Origin of the sequence: Dokdonia sp., from assembly GCF_039945015.1 — a bacterium.
Classification (GTDB): domain Bacteria; phylum Bacteroidota; class Bacteroidia; order Flavobacteriales; family Flavobacteriaceae; genus Dokdonia.
On the sequence record NZ_JBDUXP010000015.1, the window covers coordinates 105,844 to 132,467 of the forward strand.

Genomic DNA, 26,624 nt, shown 5'->3' on the forward strand with positions numbered 1-26,624 from the left:
ACAACAGCCTTGTGTGATTAATTGTGTGTGAAAAGATGCTATATTTTGATTTGTTACAATGTTGATTTTTTGATGGGTGAAATTTCCCAATCACTTTCATATTGACCTTGAATCGTTTTAAGTAAATAGATTTCGCAAGTTGGACACCAAGCTTCATATTTAAATCGATCTGGAATATGTTTACCATCTAGTTTCTTCATTTTAGCACGAAAAATAAGCTCTTTATTTATAAGCTCTGAATTGCAGGTTTTACAAGTGTTCATGTTGTTTTACCATTTATCGTATTGATAATCAATATTTTTTGTATCTAAATATTCCATAACATCTTCAAAACAAGAATCTTTCCCTCCAAATTCACTTTCAAGTTTATGGAGTAATTCTTGACGAACCAGTTTGCTATTAATAATACCAAACTCTGAAATCACTTTATTTGTGTTTTCTTTATCTAGTGTTAAATAAAATTCTACCCCAGAATCTCCAAACATTACTTCTGCAGTGTTATTAATATCACAACATGAAATGATTAATTCACCCTCATCATTTACAAAAGTTTTTACATTCCTGTAAAAGCTAATTCTACCATTTTCATTTAATGTTTTTAAATTGTAAAGAGTGACTTCCATTTAGGGAAATTAGAATTTTTGTAACAGCCTTGTGTATGAATTTGTAGCGTTTAGAAAGATACTAATCTTTCGATTAAACATAGTGCCAGATTTTTATATGTACGAGTTTATAAACTCATAAAAATGTTCACCAGTACAAACTGACGAGAACCAATTTTTCGATATTAATACAATCTATTTAAAATCGCTCTAAACGTTCGGTCTTTTGATTCCAGATATACTTACTAGGATCCACTTGTGTATAGATTCCAGTTAGAATATTCTTTTCAAATGCCAGTAGCACAGAACCCTTTTTTTTCACTCCTCTTGGATGAATGGATTTAATTGTATGATCTTTCTTATCTGACACTAGACAACCCCCGCATGAATCGTAGGAACCGTTTAAGATAATGACATCTTGTATTTTATAGACACTTTTGTGTGAAGTAGGATCATGCCTAACACTTTCTGAAGTGATAATTTGATACATTCCCTTAGTGAAGTTGGTAGAACTAGTTTCTAGATCACCTTTTTTCCTGCCAGTTCTCGTTGTATAGACAAGCCCATCAAGTTCAGAAACCTCTGTATATTCTATTCCTATGAGATAATCAAATGCATCTGTATCAGATATAATCTCTTGGTTTTGTCCAAACCCTTTAAAGGATAAAAAAATAAAAACAAAAAGTACGATGTAAATAAGTGTATTGTTTTTCATTGTAATTGATTTTAAATGCGTTACAGTAACTCTTGAGTAAAAGTAAAGCACAAAAAACATACCAGTTTTTGGTATTCCCTGTCGGGAAATGAAATAGCGGAGTCTTACCTTTTTTTCAACACATAATGATAATATACCATGGTACCATTACTCAATTCCTTATGGATGTTTGATCCCTTAACTCCTGCAAAATCATTTAGCGGCTTTTTTAACCAACCCTTTACCATATTTTGAAAGAATGCTAACTTAAATTCGTGAAAAGCATCCATTGCATTGACCACTTCCTTCGAAATCAATTCCTTTTTAAGCACTTCAAACCCTGCATCACTGAACGTCTTATCAAGTTCATCAATCTCTTTTGAGGAACGTAGATCAGCAAACAAAAAATGTCCATCAGGACGTAGTACTCTATACACTTGCTCCACAAATTTTTTCATGGATCCGTAACAATGTGAAGACTCGACATTCACAACCACATCCACACTTTCATTAGTTAACGGTAAGTTTTCTGCATCCCCATGAATAAAGCTTAATCCTTCTACCGAATGTTGTTTAGTACTGAATTTGATAGCGTTTTTTGAATAATCAATTCCAATCATGGTCTTTGGCTTAAGATATCGCTTGATGTACGACGAACCACCTCCACGTCCACTACCGACTTCTACCACATCTTTATCCACAAGATTCACAGCTGTTGCCACATGATGGTATAACTGGATCATATACCGGTCACGTTCTTCCTCCTCTTTTAAAGGAATTTTAGTAGATTGGTTACTAGATTCGTATCCGTAGTTCATATACGTCCACTCCTCTGTTGGATATTTCTTGGCTAAATATTGATATAACTTTTTCCAAACCGCTCGCTTCAGTCGTGGAGAAATTTTAAGAAAGAAAGCAAAAATATTGGTAAGCATAGCGTAGCAAATAAGGTTAATAATATACTGAAGAAGAATGTACTAAGTTAGGTTATTTTTATATCAAGGTTGTTACAAAAAAGGATACATCATGTTTAGATTATATACAACAGTTAGTGTAAAATTTAGCCTTTTGGATTTTATTATTCTTCGTTGAATGATTTTTGAATTTTCCATGCTGCAACTTTTTTAATTCTAAGTATTCTATCTGCAAGCTCAGAATCGTAAGAACATCTAGAGATATCAAATCCAATCCAGTTAGGAAAATGTCTTTTTGCCATTTCAAAAATCTTTTTGTCAAAACGTTTAGAACGCATAACTCCGACATCATCATTATTATTTGGTCCCACGACTAATGTCATTCTATGGTTAATAACATACTTAAATGCATCTACTAGGTGATGATTTCTATGTTCCCATAATCCCTCATCTTCCCAAATAAAAGCTCCAGACATAATTTCATATTTCATTTTGGGATTAATCATTTTTGATTCTATAGGTAATGATTCCTTATTCTTTAAGAAAGTTATCCAAATCCATATTTTTAAAATCCAATCCATTATATTAAAATAAATCTTTATTGGAAGTAATTTTTAAAAATTCCCAATGCATATTTGCTAGCAATTTGTTCTACAAAAAGAGGAAAATCCACGTGAGCATCACTATTGGCTTTATCAGAAATAACACGCATAATTGAAAAGGGAATATCATATTCATAACACACTTGAGCAACAGCAGCTCCTTCCATTTCTACACATACGACAGATTCCAAATGGGTAGATATAAAACTCATTTGCGATTCTTTACTTATAAATTGATCACCACTTGCGATATCTCCTATAACTACTTTAGGATTTGTAATGTGTAAACTCCTCGCTTCCTTTTCTGAAATGACATCCGTATAATTTTTAAGAAATGAATGACTAGAACTCGTTAGCTGTTCCCTTTTATTTGGATTTGTTTCAAAAAAAGTTTTATGTAAAAGCGGAATTTCAAAAATATCATATAATGGAGAAGCATTCATATCATGTTGGACGAGCTGCTTTCCAATAACAATATCGCCTATATTCAGATCAGGATGTATTCCTCCAGCGACTCCAGTAAAAATAAGTTCCTCTACATCAAAATCATTGATTAATTGAGTTGCAGTAGTCGCAGAAGCTACTTTTCCCCAACGAGAAAACACCAATACCACTTCTTTCCCAAAAAGAGTACCTTTATAATAGTCTCGTTTTCCTTTTGTCTCCTGTTCCGTATTTTCTAAATGGTTAAGCAATGCTTGAATCTCTTCCCGCATCGCACTCATAATTCCAATCATTTTAGCGTGTATAGGTGTTGAATAACAAATGTAGACTTTTTCCCCTTTTGTTTTGGAATTTGTGTAGTTGAGAGGTACGTTTTAATTTTTCCGCTCCTGCCTGCCGGTAGGCAGGTTCGCGAAAGCGTACTAAGAATGAGTAGAAGTTATCGTAGCTTCAGTATCAATTACAGTTATATTAGCACCAGCATCAAACATAAAATGTAACGGTTCGGAATTATTTAAATTAACTTTTTCATTTGAATCAAAATTATTCGCAACGATCTAGACTACGAGTAGTTGTGTATGTTATACTAAATTTTGCAAGTATTTATAGTCAATGTTGGTATATGTTTTTTTTCAAATTAAAGGTCAAGTGTATCCATTTTGCCCTTCTCGTATCGGCTGTCCTCTGCAGGATATCTCAATAAATGACCGTATTTTCCTGATTGTTTTGCCATGGAATAAATGAAACTCTCTCCTGCAAAATTTGATTTTGGAATGCTTTTGAAAACTTCATCTTGAAAAGCTTTATCTGCATCAATAACCTCCCAGCCTTGCTCTTTAAATTCTGTAATGAGGTCGCCTAAAAATAATGCAGATGTCAAATTGTGATGAAGCAATACTGTGTGATCAATATGTCTTCCGTTCATCTCGTAAGAAAGCTTTTCATAATAATTAGCCCGCTCCAAGATATGTTGCACATAAAAGTCTTTAAACTTGTCGGTTTCTATGTTTTTAGACCCAACTTCTTTTATTCTTTTGATTAAGCGTTGGTCAATGTACCAATCAGATGCATCTATTGTTACGTAGCCGTTCAAGTAATTATGTTTATTAAGAATGTTTCTAATACTATCTACTTTTGCTTGATTCTGACCCTCCTTTAAGTAAGGAAATCGAAAAAGCTTAATACCATTATTAAGTTTCGAAATAATCAAATCCGTTTTGATGAGTTCGTTCTCAAAAATCTGGGGAGTGTTTTTTTCGGAGTTAAAATTTGGATGGGAAAAAGAATGATTGGCTATTTTATGTCCATTGTCGTCCCAGCTTTTAAGCAAGAATTGGCCTTTTGTGTTTGATTTATTCTTTCCTGTAATAAAAAAGATAGCTTTTAGGTTTTCTTTTTCAAGATGCGACAAAATCATGTTATTCCATTCCTCAAATTGAAAACCTGCTAGGTTAGATGTGTTTCCGTCGTCAAATGTAAAACTTACCGATGGTTTTGATTGCACAACTTCTTCTGGTTTTTCCAGTACTTTTTCTGTTTTATCAGATGCCAAATTTTGACATCCAAAAAAGAGGATAAACAGAAATAAGAATATCGGTTGAATTGGCCTCATTTGATAGTAATTCAGTATTTGTTTTTTGTTATAAGTTTTTGGTCACACCAATACCAAACGGCATCTTCACTTCCAGGTTCATAAGGAGCAAATTTGTCGAACTCCATTCCAATTTTTTCCATCACTCTGATCGATGCTTTATTTTCTTTCATTGCAATCGCAATGATCTTTTTCAATTTGAGTGTATCAAATCCGTAAGTTAAAATGGCATGTGATGCTTCCGTTGCTATGCCTGACCCCCAAAATTCTGGAAAGAATCTATAACCAAGATCAATTTCATCAAATTCTGGTAGATATGCTAAACCAGCCCATCCTATAAATTGCATCCCATTCTTTAGAAAAGTAGCCCATCTTCCATATCCATACTTTTTGTAGTCGTTAATTCTTATTTGTATAGCCTTTTCTATCTCTTCTATAGACCCAACCACAGATTCTCCCGTATACTTTTGTACATCTGGATTAGAATACAACCTAAGCATATCCTCTTTGTCCTCTAGAGTAATATTTCTTAACAATAATCTTTCTGTTTCTATCAACGTTTTCACTTTATTATTTATAAGATGTTTGTATAAAAAATAGTGTGTAAAAAGGTACTACATTTTCGGATGAATACAGTACAGAATGTATAGGTAAGAATTTATGAATTGCATAAAAGATCACTAGTTATAAACGAGTAGGAGTGTGGATGATCACAGATATGGAGTTGTACAATCTTTTTTTATTGCCCCCCCCTTGTTTTAATCAAAATCCAAACGACCCATTAACTATATTTCTTTGTTTCATTTGATGTTTTTAATTTTTATTCAATTGTTTTAAAAAACGTTGTTCTTTTATAATGCTGTAAATAATAATAGCGATAACACCAAGAAGAGAAATAACACCAGAAATTAGAATATAGGTATAGAATGCCTCAGAAAAGTATTCCTTAAAATAGGGCAATAATAGATAAAACCCAAATAGGTAAACGGCAATACAAACGGGTGTAATAACATAATTTATCATTAATCGAGTTTTATAATACTTTTTCAGATAGGCGTGGTAAGACTTTTGAGCCATTGAAATAAGTTGGCTTTCTTTGCGATATACCGAATAAAACTCTAGGATAATTCGTAATGTAAGACTAGAAATCATAAGGATAAGCCCTAAATTAAAGGTATTCCATTCATTGAATGCGACATAAAATGCATAGATGATTAATATCACCACAGTTAAGGACATAATAGTGATACTAATATATTGTCCGTTACGTTGTTTCTTTGCTTTTGTAATGATGTCTTTAGAAGTATAGTTTGAGATATCATTATCTTGGATTTCCCATAATTTATTTAAATGATCATTTTCCATTTTTAATACATTTTAAAAGTGACTTTCGAATACGACTCAAGCGTGTTCGTAATGTTCCATGTGCTAACCCAACGGTATCTGCAATAGTAGCTTGTGGTATGTTTTCTAGTTCTAATAATATCAATGCTCTATTTTGCTCATTTAGTTGGTCAATACAGTGATACATTTTTTTAATATTTTTTTCATCATTATCATTGTTGTCTTCAGTGCTACTATTTGACAATAAGTCTTCATTTATAGGGAAGTTTTTTTTGGATTTACGTAAATCTCCTAAACATACATTTACTGCAATTCTATAAATCCAAGTATCAATAGCAGATTTCCCTTTAAATGAATTTCGATGCTTCCAAACCTTTATAAACGTTTCCTGTAGCCATTCTTTTGCAAGTTCATTATCACCAGATGCATATCCTAGACACAACCTATGGACTTTAGGAGCATATGAATTATACATATTGGTAAAGTCCTGTTCTCTATTCATTTTTTGATGATAAAATCATGTGTATTTGTTTTAAAAACCATGTAGGTCTATCTAACATAATAAAATGGGCACTGTCTTCCGCTACAATAAAATCATAGTTTTTTAAATTTTCGTATTGACTTTTATAGGTTTGTGTCGCCATTTCTTTTCCATATGGTTTTGATGCTGCAAGTATTGTAACAGGAATCGATATCTTTTTTAAATCTTCTCTAAGGTCTAATTTAAGATAATCAGTGTATCCATAAACATATGTTTTTCGATCAGCTTCAAGTATCCAATTTTTAATTTTTTCTTGTGCTGATTCTTTGGTGCTCATTCCTTTTGACATATTTATCGCAATTTGTTCAAATACTGCATCACTCATGGCTAATTGTTGGTTATTATATGGACTTTCATATACCAAGTTTTCAGGGTTATAATCAGGAATCATTAATGCTCCAGCAGCTGGAAGCGCATCAATTAATACGATTTTTGAAAGCTCCAAATCTTCACAACTAGCAAGCCAAGTAGCAATTGTCCCACCTAAACTGTGACCAATTATAGTAGCATTTTGTAAATTATTTTTTACGATATAGTTTTTAATTGACCCGTTAACTTTTGGTAGCCAAGGAAAATCAATAGGTTCATTTCCTCCGAAACCTGCTAAAGTAACTACGTGGCATTCGTACTTCTTTTCTAGCTCTTTTACTAGGGGGTCCCAAATGTCTCCGGGTACTGTAAAGCCAGGAATTAATACTATAGGATTCCCTTTTCCTGTAACTTCTACGTGGATAGGTTGACTTTCATTCGTTGCATAAATTGACAAAGAAAATACCAGTGAGACTACTAATAAAATAACATTTTTCATTGTTTCTAAGTTTTGATTTCTCTTTAGATGAGGAATTCAAAAAATGTTACACCCTATTTTTAAAAGTGACATAAAATTGCTTTCATTTTTCTGCTCCTGCCTACCGGTAGGCAGGTTCGCGAAAGCGTACTAAGAATGAGTTGCGATTACAATAGCTGTACTTGTAGATTTAAGAATATATAGAGTTAGAAAGCACGCATTACAAACGAGCGTTAGCGGAAGTGGCTTGAGTTAGAAATAAATTAGATACGGTGTAGTGCTTAGTTAATTTTCTTTTTTAGCTCTGCAATTACATCATGAGCCAAATCAGAATTGAAGTTGTAAATATTAATTTCTTTTACCAAAATATTTTTATAATTATGAACTATGTAAAGAGCATATTTTCTTAACCCATTTGAGTCAGGTTCTGATGGCACATCACTTATGTCAACAATTATATCTTGACTGACTAATGGGAATCTAGATGAAGCTATGTAATCATTTATTTCTTTCAATTGAAAAGCATAAGATTCTTCTAAATGCAAAACTTTTAAACCCCAAATATGCCATTTTGGAGAATCTGTATTATAATCATGTAATCTGGAAAAACAGTCTTTGATGTAATCTGATTCTGAAGATTTTTGATCAATATAACCATGTCCAAATACTTGATTAAAAACTAAAATTCTTATTGTTACATATTCTTTAGGTTGATTGTAATTTGGTTCAACTACGAATTTCACATCGAATGGATCAAGAATAATAGATTCATCATTTTTAATTTTATTGATAAATAACTTTTGAAGTTTATTATAATTCATTTTGGATTGAGTGACAAAAATTAATTTAGTATAAGGTCTCGTATATGAAAAATAGTATTGAAAATAAGCTATTACTTTTCGGATTAAACACAAGCCAAGTTTAAAAATTTGACGACTTGGTAAATGTGTTTTACTATTAGGTTAAGCAACTAATTGTTTTTATATGTTACTTGCATTAGTTTTTATCTCTTTTAATTCAAATTCCGTTTCGTTTCTCCATTCCACTATATATATTCCACCACCATCATCTATTTCAGTCACTTTAAAGCCAAATGAATTAAGAAGCATAGTCAAACCTGTAATTCCGCCGTAAGGATATGCATAAGCGTAGAATTCAAGTCGTCCTTTTCCATCTCCAATATTTTTGCATTTTAAAAAATCGATCTCTATATTTTTAACCAGATGTTGCGTCATCGAATAAAAATGCCAAGTTCCACCATCCGATGTACTCGTTTGAAACTCTGGTTTTAAATCAGATTCTGAAAAATAGTAATGTTCAAGTGTGTAATCAGGGAATTTGTCCAACCAATAATTGTCGGTTTTATAATCACCACTTTTTTTTGACTCAGAAATCAGATCAAGTAGTTTAGCCAAATCATGAAATTTAGCTACATTATTAATTTCAAACTCTATGTATTCGTTCTTTATCAATCTGTTTCTTTAATGGTTATCAATGTGTTTGTATAAGATTAGTCGTGATGTTTAAATAATGAAGTATATGTGATGTAGGCAATTCGTTTCTATTTCATTATTTTCAGATTCCTAAACTCACCTTTCGAGTTAAATCCTGTCCACAATCCAATCCTATCAGATACTTGTGGAGACAATCGCTTTATTGATAGTAATTCCGTATTTGTTTCTTTATCATAAACATACACCTTTCGATCATCAATTTTTATTTGTACTCCAAACCAATCTTCTGGTGATGGCTGTCGCGGATATTCAGCTTCGTATTGCCCCTCGTTATTGGTTCTCAAAAAACGCCAAGTATATGTAGGATGAAAGATATATTGAACGGAATGTTCTCTTCGTATCTTTTCTTCAGATTTAAAATTAAAAGGTCTAAAATATACTGCTTCGTATGTAGAATCATTTTGAATATTAAATGCAATACCTACAAAACTTTTTCCCGGAGTATTCTCTCCTTTTAACTCTAATTCAATAATACCCGTATCAAAATCTAGATCTTTGATTATCGCCATACCATCTCCTTTTTGATTATTCAAAACGATAGTGTTTGGATCACTGTTAATCGATACAATCTCTCTATTTCTAACATCCAAATTCTCACTTGTTAAGTGTATTGTTTTACTTGAACAATTTAATAAGGAGAGCATCACAAAACTGATCATTAACAATAAGATCTTTTTTTTCATGTTTATTTGTTTTTTAATGACTGTCAAAAGTCTTGTTTATGAGACATAGCGTGTAAAAAGATACTACATTTTCAGATGAATACTGAGCTGAATTTTTATGTTTTCATTTTCCGCTCCTGCCTGCCGGTAGGCAGGTTCGCGAAAGCGTACTAAGAATGAGTAGAAGTTACCGTAGCTGTACTTGTAGATTCAAGAGTATATAGAGTTAGAAAACACTCGTTGCAAACGAATGCCAGCTGGGAGAGGTACGTTTATTTTGAATTATTTAATAGTTGGTTTAATTTTTCATGAAACTCTTTGGGTTTATCTATCCAGATATTATGACCGGCATTTTGAAAAATATGCAATTTCACCTTGTCGGTTTCCTTTATATATCTTTTATATAATCTTAAATTCCAATCCCCAACCTCATTCGTACCCAACATATAATCTATTCTTCCAGGATGGTTTTCAATGACGGATAGGTAATCTATTGGAGATTTAAATTGATGACTATCTGTAACATCTAATGTCCCTTTATTATACTGATTTTGTTTTAAATAAAACTTTAATCCATATAGTATTGGAATATTACTTTCAGGACCAATGAGCTCATTTATTTTAGGATTAAAAAAGCCTACACCTCCTGTAGTATGAGTCCATGTATTCATATCATAAACCTGAAGAGAAGAAGAGTTTATTTTATAGTTTAAGTAAAGATACTCTGCGGTAGTTGTATCAACGTTGCTTTTTATTTTTTTTAGTTCAGATGTAATTGTAGCTCTATTAGAAAAAATGTCTCTTTCTTTTTGGGATGTATATATATCATGAAAAGCGGCATTAGAATCTGGGAATTTTGGACTAAAACCAGAGATGATAATCACATCACCTACTCGGTTAGGAAATTTTTTCATGTATTCATAAACCAAAACGGCTCCCATGGAATGTGCTACTAGTTTTAATTTTTCCACTTTTAATTCCCTTCTCAACAATTCAAGGTCATTGACCATATTCTCTAGCGTAATGTGTTTTTCAAAATTATAATCTGGAACTGGCGAGCGTAGCGAACCTCTTTGATCATAATACACAATATGATATGTGTTTTCAAAAGACTTCATGAAATTTCTCATATAATCATGAGACATACCAAAACCCCCATGAAGTGTGACAATCGTTTCTCCTTTTCCAACTTCTTTTACAAATAAGGGAACTTGATCTGGGGTATATAAGAACCATTCAAACTCAGTGCCTAAATAATTGTTTATTGCTCTTTCTGAGTTTGTGTTTTTTGAAATTTCAGGTAATTCGTACGTAACTCCTTTATCTTTTAAAAAGTAAATTATGATGAGTGATGACAAAAGAAGAAATGAAAAAAGGGATATCCTTTTCTGACGTTTATTGAGTTTTTTAAAAAGACCAACCATTTGTTATTTTCTTACAAACAAATGACTAACAGCTGCTAATAAAAAGTAGTTATTACCGAACTGAGGGAATTTTCAATTGAATAGCTGTTAATTAGAACCCTCTAAAAGCCATTCTCTAAATGATGGAGACTTTGTATTGGAAGTATATAGTGTAGCTTTGTTGCCTACTATTTTAAGCGCTAATCGATCTTTAAAATAAGGCTCAAAAGATTCGATTTTTTCAATATTTACAATTTCAGAACGATTAATTCTGAAAAATGTAGTTGGATTTAATTTTGACTCTAATTGGTTTAGAGTTGCTATTGTTAATGGTTTTTTCTGCTCATTGGTTGTATGAGCAAAAACAACTCCTTCTTCTATTTTGAAAAACAAAACTTGATCAATTGGAATTAACTCAGTTTTCTTATGTAATAGAGATGGAACACGAGACACATACTTGTTTAAAGCCAAGCTCATTTCTAAGTTATCAGCTTTTAGCTTCTTGTTTTTTATAGCTATTGTTCGCGTAAAGTATGCTATTGTATGATACGATAATATCAGTAATAAAAGGAAGTTTATGAATATTAGTTGCTGCTTTAAGAAGGTAAAGTCTAACGACCATTCTTTTCTTACAAAACCATTTAAAATCCAGGAAATAGAAAAGAACAACAATACACTCGTAAGAAAACTCACAAAAACACTCATTGCAAACATAGACTTAGAAGGCTTATTTATAGTCTTATAAATAAGAGTATCTATTTTGTAAGTTATAAAAATAATGAGACAGCCTATGACACTTACAGAAAAACCTGAATCAAAATAATAATCTATGGTCTCATAATCTTGTGCAAATAAAACAGCAATCATAAACGTATAAACAAATGACACGATCGTAATAAATACTGCAATTATTGCATACTTCTTTATGTTATTATTGGATTTGATATTAATGATACTTGTTTACTGCGTGTTTAAGCGCCTAATTTAGCAAATACAAACTGAATAGAAAACAGATTAGGGTTTTTGGAAATAGGTTAGAACTAAGAATGAATTATACAACGTGTTATACCTAGTTTTGTTTGTTATAAATTCAATTGTATTTTACATTTATAACTATATTTTAGTTTCAGTTTTGTCAATTCAAGCTCAACTATAGAATATTCTCCAGCAATATCTGTCGAACAATTTTCATAAAACTGTATTGACTCTTTTAGCTTATCAATAGTTGTCAAATATTCTTCTTGACTAAGTATTGTTGAATGATCACTTTTCTTTATTTTATCTAAATTTTTTCGAATCCAATTATTCGTATCGTCCCTAAGTATTAAGGTTTTGTCATATTTAATTAGAATCTTTGTTAAATCATCCAGTTTAATAAATTCAAATTGGTCATTTCTTCTAGTTATAATAATTTTACTCCAAGTTCCGTGAAAACACCCTCCTTTCTTAATATCTACCCATAAAGTATCTTTTGATTTTAAACTTGTTAACTCGTCTAATTTATTAAAGTTACTTTCTTGTCCATGCAATGAATTGATAAATAAGAATGAAATCAAGGTACATATTAAAATCAAAAATCTCATTTAGTTCAAATTTGGTATAACGATCTTGTGTATAAAGCGTAGCGTGCAAAAAGATACTACATTTTCGAATAGACACAGGGCTGAATTTTTATGTTTTCATTTTTCTGCTCCTGCCTACCGGTAGGCAGGTTCGCGAAAGCGTACTAAGAATGAGTTGCGATTACAATAGCTGTACTTGTAGATTTAAGAATATATAGAGTTAGAAAGCATGCATTACAAACCAACGCTAGTGGTTGTTATTATTTCTTTTTACTATCTAACCAACGATGATATTTTCTGGCATTTTTAGTATGCTCTGTTATAGATTCTGCAAAAAGGTGATATCCCGGATTATTTGGGTCAACACACATATAATAAAAATCGTGTTCTTCTGAATTCAAAACAGCATCAATACTCGTAATTGATGACATACTTATGGGTCCTGGTGGAAGCCCTCTGTGTAAATAAGTGTTATATGGAGATTCAAAACGAATATGTTTATATAAAATCCTTGTCGCTTTAAAGTCTCTCGTTGCAAACTTTGCAGTAGGGTCTGCATCCAATTTCATACCTATTTTAATTCGATTTAAATATAATCCCGCTACTCGCTTTCTCTCTTCATCTTTTGATATTTCCCTTTCCACAATTGAAGCTAAGGTGTAAACCTCTTCGGTAGTCAATCCTATTTTTTTAGCCTTTGCAAGTCTATTGTTGGAATTCCAAAAATTGGTATGCTCTTTAATCATTCTTTCAAAAAAAGCCTTTTCACTGGTGTCCCAATAAAATTCATACGTATTTGGAATAAACAAACTCATTAGGGTTTCAGGAGTATATCCAAATTTGGTTATATAATCCTTGTCTTGAAAAAGGGTAATCAAAGCCGTTGAATCACTTTCTATAAATTTAGAAGCTTTACTAGCTACATCTGACAATAACCAACCGTGAGTTAAAATTAAATTTACAGTTTCTTGCTCTCCTCCTCGAAGATGACTTATTAATGAGCGGTTACTCCAAGATGGAGTAATTTTATACCTTCCTGACCTTATGATATTTTTTTTATAACTCATCATTTCTGACACTTCATGAAATGAAACGGTATCTATAATTTGGTTATTCGTATAGAGGATTTCAACGACATCGTCAAATGAGGAATTTGTCGGAATAATGACGATATCGTTTTCTAGTTTTTCAGGAACATTTGGGGACATTATTCTTGAGTATTTATAATAGCCAAAGGCGCCACCTATCAAGCCCAAAACTAGTATTCCCCAAAGTATTTTTTTTAGCATTTAAATTTTATTGTTGGATTATTCTAATAACCGCTAATGTGATTGTATATGATTGGTTGTGTGTAAAAAGATACTACATTTTCAGATAAACACAGCGCTGAGTTTTTATGTTTTGTTTTACCCTTTTTCTCTCGTGACAGAATTAGTATCCTCATACCTAAATGTCATGAGTCTTGACATTCTTTCATAATTATGGTCATTAATTCTTTGGCTTTGAATTGTCAGGTATTAAAACTAAAAATAACCTATTGATTTGTTAATCAGGTATTTATACTCTAGTAATATTTGAAATTTTATCACATATTTGACGTGTAATCATAAACTATAACATTTGATTGTGAGTAGCTACTATCAGTTTTTAATTACGAAAGCGAAATCCGAAAAGCTTAGATTAAATAGAGTAGGACAATTTAAAATTTAGAAATTATGACGAATCAATATGAATGGACATTAGAAGCATATGAAAATCAAGGTAATTTATGGCTAAAATGGACTACCGACGCTCCTTTTAGAGCCCAACAAGGTCAGTTGCACGTATACTCGGGAAATGATTTCCCCTCTAATCCGCAAGATGAAACTAAAGCTTGGAAGTGGGATACAGACAAAAATAATCCCTGGGATACAGGGCAACGTTGGGGTACTGGTTGGCATTGTGCTTGGATAGCAGAAAAACCTTCTAATGGTCCTTACACGTATGTAGTTAAAATTATTACTGACTCAGCTATGGGACCAGATGTAGCCAAAGAATAGTTACTTATTTTATAAGTAAGCTATCTGAATCTATATTTCAGATGGTTCATTTAAATGCTACGTTAAAGTTTATCTTTTTTACTAAAATTAGTGAGATTCTTTTCGTTTTTGAAGAATTGCTCATAACGTTTAGTATATGAAAAGTAGGGCAGTTGTGAGCGATACTTTTCAAATGAAGCTAAAGCCAAATTTTTAAATTTTGTTAATTATCTTTTCCTTTTTTAATGATATCAAATTTAAAAATTTGGCTACTTAGCAAATACACACAGACCTTTCGATTAAGCACTTACTAGCTATGTTTTATATAAGTTATTGCTAGTAGTTTTTCTTCTATTTCTAGATTTGAATCGTCTTATATTTTTTTTGAGAAAACGATGTTTTCATATTCTTTTCCATTGACAAGAAAATTCACTTCTCCAACGTTTTTAAATTCATTTCTTTCATAGAACCGAATGGCTCTCTTGTTTTTTATATAAACAGAAAGCCACATTGTATCTAGTTGTAATGCTTTCGCTTTCTCTTCAACAAAAGTGAGAAGTTGTTGTCCAATTTTTAAGGGTATAAATTCATGTTGGATAAAGATCCTTTCTAGGCGACAATTGTTTAGAGAAGTAACATTTTCTTGTGCTGCGTGTAGTACCAATTTTGCATAACCAGCAGGGAAATCATCTACATATACAATATAGAAAAGGTTCTTTGGATTGTTTATTTCCTGTTCTGTTTTAGAAACCGAAAAATTCTTGTTTAGGTATTCTAATAGATTGTTTTTATCATCTATATAGTGTCCGTGAGATTCAGCCCATGTGACTCTTCCTAAAAGCGCTAAAATGGTGATATCTGTTTCTTTTGCTATTTGTATTCTAATCATTGCTGTGCTTTTTAATGTTTAACCGCCTTAAATGATACCCATGCAGAAATACAGCAATAGTACATCCTACAATAATTGGAGTTGCGCTGATTAATGCGCCATATAAAATGTAAATTATATTAGCGATGAGTGAGATGAATCTTAGCTTATATTCCCCCTTTCGTAGACATTGAATATAAGTTGATGACTAACCCTCCGTAACCAATACAATCAATTAAAAATGAACTCATATGTTCTCTTTTTGTATTTGAATTATTAAAGTGAATAACTATTCTGTTTAAAACTAGCTTAACAAATATAGAATGTAATATGTTACTTTTACTTTATAATCGAATTCATTTTGTTATATTTACATTCGATTATATCGAATATTATTTAATAAATTTTTGATTGCAAATGGATGTATTAGATAAAAAGATACTAGAAATGCTAGAAATCAACGCCAGAGAAAGCTTCGCTACTATTGGAAAAGAAGTTGGGTTATCCGCTCCCGCCATAGGTAAGCGAGTTAGGCAAATGGAAGAAGAAGGCATCATAGAAGGTTATGCGTTAAAAGTGAATCATGAAAAACTAGGCATTGAGACCAAAGCCTATATAACATTAGTCATACACCGAGGGCCATCAGGAACGACAGGTACTCAAAAACACATAGAAGCAATAGAAGCCATGGAAGAAGTGCAACGTTGTGATAGAATCACGGGGGATGATTGCTTATGCGTTTTAGGTTATTTTAGAAACAATAAGCATCTTGTTTCCTTCCTTGAAAAAATCGCAGTGTATGGCGCTTCTAAAACGAGTATTATTTTAGAAGTATAATGCATTCTTTAGTAAGAGGATGGTTTTTGGGTTGGTATAGAGTAGAGTTTTTATAATTTTTCTGCTTTCGCGAAAGCGTACTAAGAATGTGTTGAGGTTACGGTGGTTGTATTTGTGGGTTTAAGGATGTATAGGGGTAGAGGGTGCTTGTTGTGAATGTGGAGTGGTGGGGTTTCTAAAGGATAACCTTAAAATTTAGCAAAGGCTATTTGTATGCGTCTTCCAATCTATTTATTGCTTTTATCTTTTATTGCTTTTTTCATTAAATCAGTCATTAAACTTTCAAGACTGTTTATATCCAAATCCTTGTTATCATCATAAGGATATACGTACATTCTTCTTGCCAACTCAATGGGCATTTTTAGATTCCCAATCTCATCTAACAATACAGGAATCAAAAAATAGGATTCGTCTTTTAAGCATTTTTCAAATGCTAATGACAACTCAGCCCTTGGATAAAACTTTTTGTTGATATCAGGAGAAAGAAAAAATAGAAACCCAATTGAACTTTCGATTCCATCCTCAATCTTTTCATCTATAAAATCACCATAGGTTATTTGATTTTTATCAAACCAAAATTCTAGCATCGACTGCTTGAGTTTATTCAAAATTTTTTCAACTTCTTGGTCAAATTTTCTACTGTAAGAAATGAAAATTTTTCTATCTGATTTTTCACTTCTTTTATGAGTAAATTTTCTAAACTCATCAGTCGGCTTCATTCCAACCGTGCAAGACAATACCTCTGAAAATAAAGAGTAAAGTTGATATGTTAGATGACAATAAATTTTTGCAAAGTTTCTTATTATATCATTTTTGAAAAACTCTCCATCAATACTAAAATATATGTAGTTTGATTCCCAAAATGAGTAAGTAATAAAATTTTTCTCCTTTGATTCTTTTCTTTTTGTATTTGCTAATTCTGTTGAATCTTTGTGAGTTGTTCTCCAATTTTCTGAGATTAACTCAAATCCATTAAGAGCTTTTAAGTTTTCGTCTATATGATACAAGACGAAACTACTAACCGCATCTAAATCTGCTTCATTTGATAGGTAACTTTTTACTTCTGGGAATTCGTATGAAAAACTCATTTCAGGTTCAGACTTTCCTTTATATAAACTAACTGAAAAGATAGGATTTCGACAAAACTCCCAATTATTAATTCTTATCTCTTTATGAGGGAAAATTCTTTTATCGGTTTTACTTTTGAAAACTTTATCGTTCAGTGAAATTGGCTTTGAAACTGTTATGATTCCGCTTTCTGCATCTTGCAATCCAATTTCCAAGTCAAGATCTTCAATTACCTTATTTAATTGTGTTTCTGTCATGTTCTATAATTGCCGATAACGGATTTGTATATGAAAAGCGCGTCTTTTCGGAGACGGACTTTTCGGTTGAGATTAAAGGTAATTAAAATGTAGGAGTTTTAATCCTATTAACCATCTTGAGCATTTTTTATATACGTTGTTAGCCATTGTTTATTTCAGTACTCGTATAATTAAAATATGGCTTAAACCCTGCTTTTTCACAAACAATATTTGATACCATTTTTGCCTTGTCCGTCATTACAAATACTTCGTCATTTTCTTCAAGCAGTAATTTAGAACAAAACGATATTATTATTTTGCCATACCCCTTTCCACGAAATTTACTTTTAGTAAACAGAATTCCAATGTCGGGGTTTATAATTGTACAGAAACTACAAATTTCGTCACTACTATTCTTCAGAACATACATCGAATTGGTTTGTATTAAACCACAAATTCGTCTGAACATTTCGTCAATTGATTTATCATTTTGACCATTATATTCCTCGTGGTAGTACTTTTGAAGCATTTCGGACAGTTCATTAGCATCTGACATTTGTGCTATGCAAATTGTATTTTTTTTAGAGTCAAAATCGCTAATTTTATTTGTTCTGTAAAAGATTCTTTCTTTTTCAATCGTGTGATTATCTACCTTAAAAAAATCTATTAAATCATTAATTAATTCTGAGTTTCCAGCTAATGAATAATTTGTGTATGAGTTAAGTTCAAAGATTTCTTTTATTTCTGAAAATTGTTCTTTCTTCCAGTTCTTACCATAAACCAGTAATACTTCTCCGTGTAGTATTAATATCCAACTTTCATCAGAGACATTTATTAAAGAAGCATCATATAGGTTTAGCGCACCACTTTGAGCTTTTTTTATATAGTCACGCAAGAATTTATCTTCATATAATTCTAGTCCGAGTCTTTCTGATAAAAATCGATTAAACTCTATATTATTATCTTTTGGTGTGATATTCATTTAAATTATGGCTAACGTGAATAATTAATTGCTAATTCTTGCCTACTTACGAAAATTCTTGCGGATTTTCTATTCGGTTTTTATTCTACTAAACTGTTTAATTCCTTCTCTAATTGTGCGGTTCCATTTTTAATCTTACAGGTTTTAATCAGTTTTGAATTACTTTTAAAATATTCAAATAGAAATTTGGATTTATGGTAACACTTGTTGTCGTTCGTTATAAATGCTTTACAGATTGAACCATAAGCCGAATGTTTAGAATCATTTAGCAAATTACTGAAATCTCCTTTTTCATTCATTGAGTCTGGGAAAAAACCAATCAAGTCTAAATTCATATACGCAGTTGTATAATAATCAATATATGTCAAAGGATTTGTTGAAGTATCTCCACGTAGCGATAATCCGAATTCAACGAATTCCTTTAAAGAACCACTTATTCCTATCATTTTAATTAATTCGTCCAATTGAGAAACTGAAAAATTGCAGATACTCTTTGGGTCTAATTTAAAATGTGTTTTGATTATGTCATCTCTTAATGGTCCATAATTGTCTGTCATTTGTTTAACAATAGTTTGCCATTGAACTAATGGTGCTGTTGAATTATCATGGACATTCTGTTCGTGAAATTCAAGTGCATTTCTGTTTTCGACATCAATATAATCACGTCCAAAATATTTAACGATTACTAAATCCTTTGTTTTTTCAGAAAGATAATTAAGGTCATTAATTCGTTTACTTGATAATTTGTCAGATGTCTTTGCTAAATCTCCAAGATGTGCATCTGAATAAACTAAAGTAATTTTATCAGATTCCTTTTTTAGGAAATCATTCAGAACAATATGAGGTTTCAATTTCGGCTCTTTGAGTATAGAAAATAAATTCCAATCTATATATGTTAAATCCTCTGTTTTCAATGTTTGGCTAAATTATGGCTAACTACTATATAAAACACATGTACTTTATTTTACATATGTGTGTGTTTCTCAAATCCAGTATAATTTTCAAGAGAACAAACCTGTAATTATATTTTAAAACGACTACAATAATTATAAACGTTTACAATCACCTGTAAACCTAACCAAACCCAATCAGCTCTCTTTACGGCTTTCCGTAATCGAGAATAATAAAGATTCGTCATTTCGACAGAACGAGGTACGAGTGACGAACCTGCCTGCCGTAGGCAGGAAATCACATAACAGTGAGAAGGTTTTAATTGGAGCTTTTGTATGAGCTACTTATGCGATCTCTCCTGTCGTCGAGATGACGTAAGACCGCTTCGCTTTTAGAGATTGGATTCTAAAACCTAGACTATTCTCTATTCTCTTCTCTCTTTTTCTATTTTCTGTTTTCTCTCATTATTTCGATAGAATAAGATACAAGTGACGAACTTGCCTGTCGTAGGCAGGAAATCACATAACAGAGAGAAGGTTTTAATTGGAGCTTTTATGTGAGCTACTTGTGAAATCTCTCCTGTCGTCGAGATGACGCAAGACCGCCTTGCTTTTAGAGATTGGATTCTAGAAACTAGACTTTTCTCTTCTCTCTTTTCATTTTCCAGTCTTGAATTCTTGATTATATACATGAGGAACCCTTTTCGCGAACTTGCCTGACGGCAGGCAGGAGCGGAAAAAACCAGCAATAACAAAAAAACTCCCTATCTTTGCTCTCCGAACATTGTTTTGGAATCATCTATGAGTCAAAAAGTATTACTTAATGCTACCGAGGTACACATTATCCTCAATAGACTGGCTTGTCAACTTATTGAAAATCACGAAGACTTTTCAGAAACCGTACTTATAGGAATACAACCCCGTGGGATATTCTTAGCAGAACGGATCAAAAAACTATTGACAGATAGTTATGGGATCGAAAACGTATCCTTAGGATATCTAGATATTACGTTTTATCGTGATGATTTTCGCAGAAGCGAAAAAATACTAGAGGCAAACAGAACACACATTGATTTTGTAGTCGAGAATAAGAAAGTCGTTTTTATAGACGATGTACTGTATACAGGACGTAGTATCAATGCGGCGCTGACAGCCATACAGAGTTTTGGACGACCGCAAGAAGTAGAGCTTTTATGTCTGATTGATAGACGTTTTAGCAGACATCTACCGATCCAACCTGATTATAGAGGACGACAGGTAGATGCCATCAATGAAGAGAAAGTAAAAGTGAGTTGGGTAGAAAATGAAGGTGAAGACACCGTTTATGTGATTAATAAGTAGCGATGAGTGAATTAAGTGTAAAACATTTACTAGGAATAAAATACATCACAAAAGAGGATATCAATCTCATCTTTAAGACTGCCGATCATTTTAAGGAAGTGATTAATCGACCGATTAAGAAAGTTCCTTCCTTACGTGATATTACAATCGCCAATCTCTTTTTTGAAAATAGTACCCGTACCAAACTTTCTTTTGAACTGGCAGAGAAACGACTAAGTGCTGATGTGATTAACTTTTCGGCTGCAGCTTCTTCGGTGAAGAAAGGGGAGACCTTAATAGATACAGTCAATAATATCCTGTCTATGAAAGTAGATATGGTGGTGATGCGTCATCCTAATCCAGGAGCGGGTGTATTTCTTTCCAAACATATAGATGCCAGTATCGTAAATGCAGGTGATGGAGCCCATGAGCATCCTACACAGGCATTACTCGATAGTTATTCTATCCGAGAACGTTTAGGCGAGGTCGCAGGTAAAAATGTAGTGATCGTAGGCGACGTATTACATAGCCGTGTTGCTTTATCTAATATCTATGCGTTGAAACTTCAAGGAGCCAACGTAAAAGTATGTGGTCCAAAAACACTGATCCCAAAATATATAGAAAGCCTTGGGGTAGAAGTAGAGCTGGATTTACGCAAAGCATTACAATGGTGTGATGTGGCCAATATGCTTCGTGTGCAAAACGAACGTATGGACATCAGTTACTTTCCAAGTACGCGAGAATATGCACAGCAATATGGAGTCGATAAGAACTTACTAGAATCCCTAGATAAAGAAATTGTGATTATGCACCCAGGTCCTATCAATAGAGGCGTGGAGATCACCAGTGATGTAGCAGATTCTGGACAAGCGATTATCCTTAATCAGGTAGAAAATGGCGTGGCTGTTCGTATGGCAGTGATGTATCTACTAGCTTCAAAAATCAAACAGTAATGAAAATTACAACAACAGATACCTATACAACCCTAACCGATGAGCGTGATGATGTGATGGACTTTGCATCCTATCTAGAACGTATTGTTCCAGAGAAATATGAAGCTTTGAACCTCGTGGTTGATCTATTAAAATACGAAGCACTTACGCTGGATCAACTGATTGCTTTCTTAGCACTTTCTAATACGCAACGAGAAGCTGGAAAATCCTTCGTGGTTGTCAATACAGGAATAGATTATGATCTTGTTCCAGAAGAAATGATCGTGGTTCCTACACTTCAAGAAGCCGAAGATATCGTCCAAATGGAAGAAATCGAACGAGACCTTGGCTTTTAAGAATATACAACTACTTCCAATCTGACTCTTCTAATGTAAAAATAGATTCGATATCTGTTTCAAATATACTGGCTAGACGTAATGCCAGTACTGTTGACGGTACATACTTCCCTAACTCCATAGAGTTAATTGTTTGTCTACTTACGTTGACGAGCTTTGCGAGATCAGCTTGCGTTAAGTTCTTTTTGGCGCGCTCTACTTTGATACTATTCTTCATAAGACGCCTCTTTTTTTAGTTTAATAAGTTGCCAGTTAAAACGTACGATAAAAATAATAAGTATCGTAAACATATTTAAGAGCATCACCCAGAAATACGTAGCATTATACACAAAAATAGTAGAAATAATAAGAATACTATAGTTTACATAGGTAGCCCATACGAGCGAATTTAAACGGATCTTATTAATATACTCATCTTCATGCTTTTCTTTAGAAAATGCTATAAAAAGCGCTCCTATGATAGTAATGATTACTAAAATTTCATCCAGAATATTATTCTCAATGACTTCAAAATAATAGTTGCTTATTAACTCAGAATCACTATTTATAAAAGATTCATGGATAAAAGCCAAAACAGAGGTTTCAAAAAAAGCTGGAACCTCTCCCGATTTTAAGATGTAGATACCTAAAATAGCAGCAGGAATAAAAAGGATCCAGCCTATTTTTTTAAAGCGATTTGGAAATAAATAAGGAATGTTCATAACGATTGATTTTTGATTAATGAATGATCCAAATGTATAACATGTTTTTCATAATGTCAAATAAACTTTACATTTTGATTAAAAAACTTTACATTTTTGATTTTTTTTGAAGAACTGTACATCCGTTTTTTATCGCATAGTTTATATGTCACCCTGAACTTGTTTCAGGGTCTCGTACAATATTGGTAAATAGAAGCTTGAGATTCTGAAACAAGTTCAGAATGACGTGTTTTATAGTTTTATGACACATTACCGATATTCAGTTTGGCAATGAAAAAAAGAAAAGAAAGAATCTAATTGTATTAAGTTATATTTATTTTCGCACTCTAATTACAATACACAGTATCATATACTATGAGCAGTTCACTTACCGTATCTATTTTAGGTTGCTATGCCGCTGCTCCAGGTGCATTTAAAAACCCAACATCTCAAGTACTTAACATACGAAACCATCTATTCCTGATAGATTGTGGAGAAGGGACACAAGTTGCCTTACGGCGAAATAAAATAAAATTTGCCCGTATCAAGCATATCTTCATTTCACATTTACATGGAGACCATTTTTTTGGATTGATGGGAGTGATCTCAACCTTTAGTTTATTAAAACGTACCACACCGCTTACCATTTATGGTCCTGTAGGTATAAAAGAAGTATGCTTACTTCAGCTGAAGCTTACGCAAAGCTTTACCAGTTATCCATTATACTTTAAAGAACTAGATAGCAAAGAACCAGAACGCATCTATGAAGATGATCTCGTGACAGTGACGACCATTCCTTTAAAACACCGTATTTATGCCAATGGGTATTTCTTTCAAGAGAAAACAGGTGATCGTAAGTTAGATATCAATGCCGTTTTAAACTTAGACATAGATAAAGCTTATTATAATAAAATCAAACAAGGAGGCGATGCCACGCTAGAAGATGGTACTGTAATTCCTAATAAAGATTTGACATTTGATCCACCTAAAGCCAAGAGTTATGCCTACTGTAGCGATACCATGTATAAACCTGTCATTGCAGATCAAATAAAAAATGCAACAGCCTTGTACCATGAATCTACATTTTTAGATAGTCATGAACATCTGTGTAAACCCACAGGACATAGTACAGCAAAGCATGCCGCAAGCATTGCCAAAGAAGCCAAGGTAGATCACCTTATCCTAGGGCATTACTCTACGAGATATGGAGATCTAAACGAATTTAAAGAAGAAGCCCTAACGATATTTCCCAATGTACACCTAGCCGATGATGGTGAGGTATTTACATTTTAAGACACGATACCATGGAAGAACCAAAAGTAATACCCAAGCAAATACTAGCTCGTTTACAAGAACACTTTGATCTGTTAATACCGCGTAATCTTTTCTTGGTAAAACAAGACACATACCCTAATCGTGTATACCGTACAGCAGGATCTACTGCCGTAAAAAATAACATCACCATTGCTTTTAAAATAATACACGATGATGATTATACCTGTGAGTATTTCTTAGATGCCGATGGCTATACAGAACACAGACGCTATTTTATAGGAGCCAATGAGGTAGAAATACTAGAAAACTACGAAGCACAATTAGAAGAAGAAGACCTTTCCTATGAAGAACATATGCGTATTGTAAAACATAATAAAGCAATACGTGATTTATTGATCCAAAAAGGATTTATAAAAGCCAAAAAGAAGAAAAAGTAAATCAAAGAGTATAGAGCATAGATCGCTTTGCTTATAGAATATAGCATGTAACTCCCCTCCGTCTGAATCTCGTTGCCTCGATCCATCCACCTCCCCTCAATGAGGTGAGGAGCTTTTTAAACGTTTTGAGTATTTCCCTCTAAGCACTTCGACAAGTTCTCTGTGACAGTTAGCTCCTGAAGATTGGAGAGATATAAAAAGAGAACTGTATTGGTTTCATTTTTTCGCTTTCGCGAAAAGCCTACCTGCCTTAGGAATGGCGTATAATAGAATATTTAGAATAGATCGCTTTGCTTATAAAGTATAGACTTATATAAGGGAATTTTTATTTTGAGTGTTCCCTCCAAAGAAGGAGGGTTAGGGAGGTGTGAAAATAGCATATATTAAAAATAGAGTAGTACTCTAATTTAGAGTGTTACTCTATTTTTAATATGTGTATTGAGATCCCGTCTATACTCTATACTCTTTATTCTAACTAAACGATAGGTCCAAGCAATGTATCAAGACCACAACGCTCAATAAACTTATTAGAAAACACCGTAGCAACCTCGTTAGACAATAATGTGTTACGTGCGTCAATCCATGCATTTACATTGGTTGTTCCATACATATTTTTAACACGTGTCTTATTCAGATTAAAGTTGATTTTACCCCAGTGTAATGTATACGGAATGTTGAGTTCTTCCAGTCTATCCCAAATAGCTTCGTAAAAAACTCTGGCAGCTTTACTATCTACCCCATCCATTTCTAATACACAGGTATGTGTGAATCTTGTAAAGCCAAGCGTGGCTTTAGTTCCTTTTACATAGCGTAAAGAAAGTCCTCCAGGAAATGGGCATCGTTTATTTACGACCATAATTTCCTCAACAACCTTGGCGGCATCTGCAATGTCTATTCCGATGGCAGCACTGGCTACTTTTCCTCTAAATTTTGAGTAATTAAAAAGTTCTCGTATCGTTCCCGTTTGTGGATCTTGTGGTTTAAATGCGAGTCCAAACATCGTATTTACCATAGGAGGAATGAGCAAATCAGAAACGACACCAAGTCTATCTAGTAAAGAAGACATAATACCTAGTAAATCATCTCCATAAGTAAAGTTGTTATCTCGCTCTACAACATCATACGGCAATTGATAAGGCTTCTTGTACATATACTTAAGAAAAGCACCTTTTTCAGAATTGTTCTTTTCAAACTTATGTAGGTTAAAAAGCACCTCAAAATGATAGAGTTCTTTATTAGGACCTGCACCTGGTAAATTGAGTCCAGAGAAGTCCAATTGTGTCATGGCTTTTTTTAGATCATCATTGTAGGGAATGTCTCCTTTACGATGTTCTTCTAGTAAGAAGATAGGCTCAGTCTCTATCATCACACCATGTATAAAACCAAAACTTCCAAAACTAACTAAAGCGGCTTCAAAAAGGGCGTCGTCTTTAATAATTTTTGTATCCAACCAATCTACAAATGTAGGTGCGGCAACTGGATAGGAAGCTCGCTCCAACCAAACATGCTCATTGGGTCCTGTGATAATATGAAGTCCTACTACAAAGTCTTGAATAGCACCTACCTCAAATGCAGCTCCATGCGTTCCTGTAGACAACGCTCCAGCAATGGTCTGACCATTACTCGCTCCAGATGCTTTGATGGATCTTGCTGGGTTTTTGGTAGACAGACGATTATTGATTTCATAAATAATGCTTCCGCATTGTAAGAAATATAAATCTTGTGCTTGTTTCTGATAGTCCTGCGCGACAAATTTTTGCGTTAATGGAAAAGAAAAATTTAAAGAAGCAGTATCAATAAGACCTCCTTCGGTTACGGATACTTTGGTAAAAGACCAACCGCTACCCATCGCGCGTAACTTTAGATTATTAGCTACACCGTGTTTTATAAGCCACTGAAAATTCTGTGTCGTTTTTTGATAACGTTCTTTGCGACTTCCTCCTGTGGGATTAAAGACTTTAAAAGATGCGTTGGGAACAAGATCATGTGTAAAGTTCTCATGCTTATTTGTCCATTCTTCGATGGGTAATTTTTCTAATCCTTCTGGTATCATATGTTTTTGATA

General features: G+C 33.0%; 32 protein-coding genes. 7 read left to right on the forward strand and 25 right to left on the reverse strand.

The genetic code is table 11. The features are described 5' to 3' along the window. Positions 1-53: 53 nt before the first annotated feature. The 18 genes from ABJD27_RS11235 to mltG all read right to left on the reverse strand — a co-directional run bounded on the left by ABJD27_RS11235 (position 54) and on the right by mltG (position 13,949). A complete protein-coding gene (locus tag ABJD27_RS11235) occupies positions 54-263 on the reverse strand; it encodes a hypothetical protein (protein ID WP_348174165.1) in 210 nt (69 codons plus the stop codon). A 6-nt stretch (positions 264-269) separates the two neighbouring features. Continuing rightward, a complete protein-coding gene (locus ABJD27_RS11240; RefSeq protein ID WP_348174167.1) occupies positions 270-623 on the reverse strand; it encodes a hypothetical protein in 354 nt (117 codons plus the stop codon). Between the two features lie 178 nt (positions 624-801). Further along, the gene (locus ABJD27_RS11245; RefSeq protein WP_348174169.1) at positions 802-1,317 is read right to left on the reverse strand and encodes a hypothetical protein; all 516 of its coding nucleotides are present in this window, start codon (positions 1,315-1,317) and stop codon (positions 802-804) included. A gap of 104 nt (positions 1,318-1,421) precedes the next feature. Beyond that, complete coding sequence (locus ABJD27_RS11250) at positions 1,422-2,231, reverse strand: class I SAM-dependent methyltransferase (protein WP_348174171.1); 810 nt, start codon at positions 2,229-2,231, stop codon at positions 1,422-1,424. A gap of 143 nt (positions 2,232-2,374) precedes the next feature. Next, positions 2,375-2,701 carry a hypothetical protein gene (locus ABJD27_RS11255; RefSeq protein WP_348174173.1) on the reverse strand — a complete coding sequence of 109 codons (327 nt, stop codon included), beginning with the start codon at positions 2,699-2,701 and terminating at the stop codon, positions 2,375-2,377. A gap of 107 nt (positions 2,702-2,808) precedes the next feature. After that, the gene (locus ABJD27_RS11260) at positions 2,809-3,549 is read right to left on the reverse strand and encodes a 5'-methylthioadenosine/adenosylhomocysteine nucleosidase (protein ID WP_348174175.1); all 741 of its coding nucleotides are present in this window, start codon (positions 3,547-3,549) and stop codon (positions 2,809-2,811) included. 344 nt (positions 3,550-3,893) lie between these two features. Then, positions 3,894-4,868, reverse strand: a complete 975-nt coding sequence (locus ABJD27_RS11265; protein WP_348174177.1) for a polysaccharide deacetylase family protein — start codon at positions 4,866-4,868, stop codon at positions 3,894-3,896. 11 nt (positions 4,869-4,879) lie between these two features. Continuing rightward, entirely contained in the window at positions 4,880-5,413 is a 534-nt protein-coding gene (locus tag ABJD27_RS11270) for a GNAT family N-acetyltransferase (protein ID WP_348174179.1), read from the reverse strand. A gap of 247 nt (positions 5,414-5,660) precedes the next feature. Continuing rightward, on the reverse strand, positions 5,661-6,212 hold the full coding sequence (locus ABJD27_RS11275; RefSeq protein WP_348174181.1) for a hypothetical protein: 552 nt from the start codon (positions 6,210-6,212) through the stop codon (positions 5,661-5,663). Further along, entirely contained in the window at positions 6,202-6,693 is a 492-nt protein-coding gene (locus ABJD27_RS11280; protein ID WP_348174183.1) for a sigma-70 family RNA polymerase sigma factor, read from the reverse strand. The genes ABJD27_RS11275 and ABJD27_RS11280 overlap by 11 nt, the downstream gene beginning before the upstream one ends. Then, a complete protein-coding gene (locus ABJD27_RS11285; protein ID WP_348174185.1) occupies positions 6,686-7,540 on the reverse strand; it encodes an alpha/beta hydrolase in 855 nt (284 codons plus the stop codon). Before ABJD27_RS11285 ends, ABJD27_RS11280 begins: the two co-directional genes overlap by 8 nt. Before the next feature lie 260 nt (positions 7,541-7,800). After that, positions 7,801-8,340 (reverse strand): hypothetical protein, encoded by a 540-nt coding sequence (locus ABJD27_RS11290; protein ID WP_348174187.1) that lies wholly within the window; start codon positions 8,338-8,340, stop codon positions 7,801-7,803. A gap of 159 nt (positions 8,341-8,499) precedes the next feature. Continuing rightward, complete coding sequence (locus ABJD27_RS11295; RefSeq protein ID WP_348174189.1) at positions 8,500-8,991, reverse strand: hypothetical protein; 492 nt, start codon at positions 8,989-8,991, stop codon at positions 8,500-8,502. An 89-nt stretch (positions 8,992-9,080) separates the two neighbouring features. Beyond that, entirely contained in the window at positions 9,081-9,716 is a 636-nt protein-coding gene (locus ABJD27_RS11300) for a hypothetical protein (RefSeq protein ID WP_348174191.1), read from the reverse strand. 251 nt (positions 9,717-9,967) lie between these two features. Beyond that, positions 9,968-11,053, reverse strand: coding sequence for an alpha/beta fold hydrolase (locus ABJD27_RS11305; protein ID WP_348174193.1), 1,086 nt, complete (start codon positions 11,051-11,053; stop codon positions 9,968-9,970). Between the two features lie 153 nt (positions 11,054-11,206). Beyond that, complete coding sequence (locus ABJD27_RS11310) at positions 11,207-11,986, reverse strand: LytTR family DNA-binding domain-containing protein (protein ID WP_348174194.1); 780 nt, start codon at positions 11,984-11,986, stop codon at positions 11,207-11,209. A 194-nt stretch (positions 11,987-12,180) separates the two neighbouring features. After that, positions 12,181-12,681, reverse strand: a complete 501-nt coding sequence (locus ABJD27_RS11315) for a hypothetical protein (protein ID WP_348174196.1) — start codon at positions 12,679-12,681, stop codon at positions 12,181-12,183. 239 nt (positions 12,682-12,920) lie between these two features. Continuing rightward, positions 12,921-13,949, reverse strand: a complete 1,029-nt coding sequence (gene mltG / locus ABJD27_RS11320; RefSeq protein WP_348174198.1) for an endolytic transglycosylase MltG — start codon at positions 13,947-13,949, stop codon at positions 12,921-12,923. A gap of 426 nt (positions 13,950-14,375) precedes the next feature. Here mltG and ABJD27_RS11325 point away from each other — a divergent pair, with 426 nt between their 5' ends. After that, positions 14,376-14,699, forward strand: coding sequence for a hypothetical protein (locus tag ABJD27_RS11325; protein WP_348174200.1), 324 nt, complete (start codon positions 14,376-14,378; stop codon positions 14,697-14,699). 352 nt (positions 14,700-15,051) lie between these two features. Here ABJD27_RS11325 and ABJD27_RS11330 read toward each other — a convergent pair whose 3' ends face one another. Next, on the reverse strand, positions 15,052-15,567 hold the full coding sequence (locus ABJD27_RS11330) for a GNAT family N-acetyltransferase (RefSeq protein ID WP_348174202.1): 516 nt from the start codon (positions 15,565-15,567) through the stop codon (positions 15,052-15,054). 396 nt (positions 15,568-15,963) lie between these two features. Between ABJD27_RS11330 and ABJD27_RS11335 the strand changes: the two genes are divergently transcribed. Further along, positions 15,964-16,383 (forward strand): Lrp/AsnC family transcriptional regulator, encoded by a 420-nt coding sequence (locus ABJD27_RS11335; RefSeq protein ID WP_348174204.1) that lies wholly within the window; start codon positions 15,964-15,966, stop codon positions 16,381-16,383. 227 nt (positions 16,384-16,610) lie between these two features. Here ABJD27_RS11335 and ABJD27_RS11340 read toward each other — a convergent pair whose 3' ends face one another. The 3 genes from ABJD27_RS11340 to ABJD27_RS11350 all read right to left on the reverse strand — a co-directional run bounded on the left by ABJD27_RS11340 (position 16,611) and on the right by ABJD27_RS11350 (position 19,583). Next, positions 16,611-17,708 carry a toll/interleukin-1 receptor domain-containing protein gene (locus ABJD27_RS11340; RefSeq protein ID WP_348174206.1) on the reverse strand — a complete coding sequence of 366 codons (1,098 nt, stop codon included), beginning with the start codon at positions 17,706-17,708 and terminating at the stop codon, positions 16,611-16,613. Positions 17,709-17,847: 139 nt separating this feature from the next. Beyond that, on the reverse strand, positions 17,848-18,669 hold the full coding sequence (locus ABJD27_RS11345) for a hypothetical protein (protein WP_348174208.1): 822 nt from the start codon (positions 18,667-18,669) through the stop codon (positions 17,848-17,850). Positions 18,670-18,749: 80 nt separating this feature from the next. Further along, positions 18,750-19,583 carry a hypothetical protein gene (locus tag ABJD27_RS11350; protein ID WP_348174210.1) on the reverse strand — a complete coding sequence of 278 codons (834 nt, stop codon included), beginning with the start codon at positions 19,581-19,583 and terminating at the stop codon, positions 18,750-18,752. Between the two features lie 777 nt (positions 19,584-20,360). Here ABJD27_RS11350 and pyrR point away from each other — a divergent pair. Genes pyrR through ABJD27_RS11365 form a run of 3 tightly spaced genes read left to right on the forward strand, consistent with a single transcriptional unit; the run spans position 20,361 to position 22,167 of the window. Continuing rightward, positions 20,361-20,900, forward strand: coding sequence for a bifunctional pyr operon transcriptional regulator/uracil phosphoribosyltransferase PyrR (pyrR, locus tag ABJD27_RS11355; RefSeq protein ID WP_348174212.1), 540 nt, complete (start codon positions 20,361-20,363; stop codon positions 20,898-20,900). 2 nt (positions 20,901-20,902) lie between these two features. Next, the gene (locus ABJD27_RS11360) at positions 20,903-21,832 is read left to right on the forward strand and encodes an aspartate carbamoyltransferase catalytic subunit (protein ID WP_348202040.1); all 930 of its coding nucleotides are present in this window, start codon (positions 20,903-20,905) and stop codon (positions 21,830-21,832) included. After that, the gene (locus ABJD27_RS11365; RefSeq protein WP_348172973.1) at positions 21,832-22,167 is read left to right on the forward strand and encodes a ribonuclease Z; all 336 of its coding nucleotides are present in this window, start codon (positions 21,832-21,834) and stop codon (positions 22,165-22,167) included. Before ABJD27_RS11360 ends, ABJD27_RS11365 begins: the two co-directional genes overlap by 1 nt. 10 nt (positions 22,168-22,177) lie before the next feature. Here ABJD27_RS11365 and ABJD27_RS11370 read toward each other — a convergent pair whose 3' ends face one another. Beyond that, complete coding sequence (locus ABJD27_RS11370; RefSeq protein ID WP_348172970.1) at positions 22,178-22,384, reverse strand: helix-turn-helix transcriptional regulator; 207 nt, start codon at positions 22,382-22,384, stop codon at positions 22,178-22,180. Then, a complete protein-coding gene (locus tag ABJD27_RS11375) occupies positions 22,374-22,868 on the reverse strand; it encodes a hypothetical protein (protein WP_348172967.1) in 495 nt (164 codons plus the stop codon). The genes ABJD27_RS11370 and ABJD27_RS11375 overlap by 11 nt, the downstream gene beginning before the upstream one ends. Positions 22,869-23,222: 354 nt before the next feature. Between ABJD27_RS11375 and ABJD27_RS11380 the strand changes: the two genes are divergently transcribed. Continuing rightward, a complete protein-coding gene (locus ABJD27_RS11380) occupies positions 23,223-24,140 on the forward strand; it encodes a ribonuclease Z (RefSeq protein ID WP_348172964.1) in 918 nt (305 codons plus the stop codon). 11 nt (positions 24,141-24,151) lie between these two features. Then, positions 24,152-24,559: a hypothetical protein gene (locus ABJD27_RS11385; protein ID WP_348172961.1), complete on the forward strand. Its 408-nt coding sequence runs from the start codon at positions 24,152-24,154 to the stop codon at positions 24,557-24,559. Between the two features lie 475 nt (positions 24,560-25,034). Here the strand turns inward: ABJD27_RS11385 and ABJD27_RS11390 are convergent, their stop codons facing one another. Further along, positions 25,035-26,612: an FAD-binding protein gene (locus ABJD27_RS11390; RefSeq protein ID WP_348172959.1), complete on the reverse strand. Its 1,578-nt coding sequence runs from the start codon at positions 26,610-26,612 to the stop codon at positions 25,035-25,037. Positions 26,613-26,624 lie beyond the last annotated feature (12 nt).

Excerpts from the sequence above, each read along its gene's own strand:
- ABJD27_RS11235 (WP_348174165.1), bottom strand. The coding sequence starts at position 263 with ATGAACACTTGTAAAACCTGCAATTCAGAGCTTATAAATAAAGAGCTT.
- ABJD27_RS11240 (WP_348174167.1), bottom strand. The coding sequence starts at position 623 with ATGGAAGTCACTCTTTACAATTTAAAAACATTAAATGAAAATGGTAGA.
- ABJD27_RS11245 (WP_348174169.1), bottom strand. The coding sequence starts at position 1,317 with ATGAAAAACAATACACTTATTTACATCGTACTTTTTGTTTTTATTTTT.
- ABJD27_RS11250 (WP_348174171.1), bottom strand. The coding sequence starts at position 2,231 with ATGCTTACCAATATTTTTGCTTTCTTTCTTAAAATTTCTCCACGACTG.
- ABJD27_RS11255 (WP_348174173.1), bottom strand. The coding sequence starts at position 2,701 with ATGAAATATGAAATTATGTCTGGAGCTTTTATTTGGGAAGATGAGGGA.
- ABJD27_RS11260 (WP_348174175.1), bottom strand. The coding sequence starts at position 3,549 with ATGATTGGAATTATGAGTGCGATGCGGGAAGAGATTCAAGCATTGCTT.
- ABJD27_RS11265 (WP_348174177.1), bottom strand. The coding sequence starts at position 4,868 with ATGAGGCCAATTCAACCGATATTCTTATTTCTGTTTATCCTCTTTTTT.
- ABJD27_RS11275 (WP_348174181.1), bottom strand. The coding sequence starts at position 6,212 with ATGGAAAATGATCATTTAAATAAATTATGGGAAATCCAAGATAATGAT.
- ABJD27_RS11280 (WP_348174183.1), bottom strand. The coding sequence starts at position 6,693 with ATGAATAGAGAACAGGACTTTACCAATATGTATAATTCATATGCTCCT.
- ABJD27_RS11285 (WP_348174185.1), bottom strand. The coding sequence starts at position 7,540 with ATGAAAAATGTTATTTTATTAGTAGTCTCACTGGTATTTTCTTTGTCA.
- ABJD27_RS11290 (WP_348174187.1), bottom strand. The coding sequence starts at position 8,340 with ATGAATTATAATAAACTTCAAAAGTTATTTATCAATAAAATTAAAAAT.
- ABJD27_RS11300 (WP_348174191.1), bottom strand. The coding sequence starts at position 9,716 with ATGAAAAAAAAGATCTTATTGTTAATGATCAGTTTTGTGATGCTCTCC.
- ABJD27_RS11315 (WP_348174196.1), bottom strand. The coding sequence starts at position 12,681 with ATGAGATTTTTGATTTTAATATGTACCTTGATTTCATTCTTATTTATC.
- mltG (WP_348174198.1), bottom strand. The coding sequence starts at position 13,949 with ATGCTAAAAAAAATACTTTGGGGAATACTAGTTTTGGGCTTGATAGGT.
- ABJD27_RS11325 (WP_348174200.1), top strand. The coding sequence starts at position 14,376 with ATGACGAATCAATATGAATGGACATTAGAAGCATATGAAAATCAAGGT.
- ABJD27_RS11330 (WP_348174202.1), bottom strand. The coding sequence starts at position 15,567 with ATGATTAGAATACAAATAGCAAAAGAAACAGATATCACCATTTTAGCG.
- ABJD27_RS11335 (WP_348174204.1), top strand. The coding sequence starts at position 15,964 with ATGGATGTATTAGATAAAAAGATACTAGAAATGCTAGAAATCAACGCC.
- ABJD27_RS11340 (WP_348174206.1), bottom strand. The coding sequence starts at position 17,708 with ATGACAGAAACACAATTAAATAAGGTAATTGAAGATCTTGACTTGGAA.
- ABJD27_RS11345 (WP_348174208.1), bottom strand. The coding sequence starts at position 18,669 with ATGAATATCACACCAAAAGATAATAATATAGAGTTTAATCGATTTTTA.
- pyrR (WP_348174212.1), top strand. The coding sequence starts at position 20,361 with ATGAGTCAAAAAGTATTACTTAATGCTACCGAGGTACACATTATCCTC.
- ABJD27_RS11360 (WP_348202040.1), top strand. The coding sequence starts at position 20,903 with ATGAGTGAATTAAGTGTAAAACATTTACTAGGAATAAAATACATCACA.
- ABJD27_RS11365 (WP_348172973.1), top strand. The coding sequence starts at position 21,832 with ATGAAAATTACAACAACAGATACCTATACAACCCTAACCGATGAGCGT.
- ABJD27_RS11370 (WP_348172970.1), bottom strand. The coding sequence starts at position 22,384 with ATGAAGAATAGTATCAAAGTAGAGCGCGCCAAAAAGAACTTAACGCAA.
- ABJD27_RS11375 (WP_348172967.1), bottom strand. The coding sequence starts at position 22,868 with ATGAACATTCCTTATTTATTTCCAAATCGCTTTAAAAAAATAGGCTGG.
- ABJD27_RS11380 (WP_348172964.1), top strand. The coding sequence starts at position 23,223 with ATGAGCAGTTCACTTACCGTATCTATTTTAGGTTGCTATGCCGCTGCT.
- ABJD27_RS11385 (WP_348172961.1), top strand. The coding sequence starts at position 24,152 with ATGGAAGAACCAAAAGTAATACCCAAGCAAATACTAGCTCGTTTACAA.
- ABJD27_RS11390 (WP_348172959.1), bottom strand. The coding sequence starts at position 26,612 with ATGATACCAGAAGGATTAGAAAAATTACCCATCGAAGAATGGACAAAT.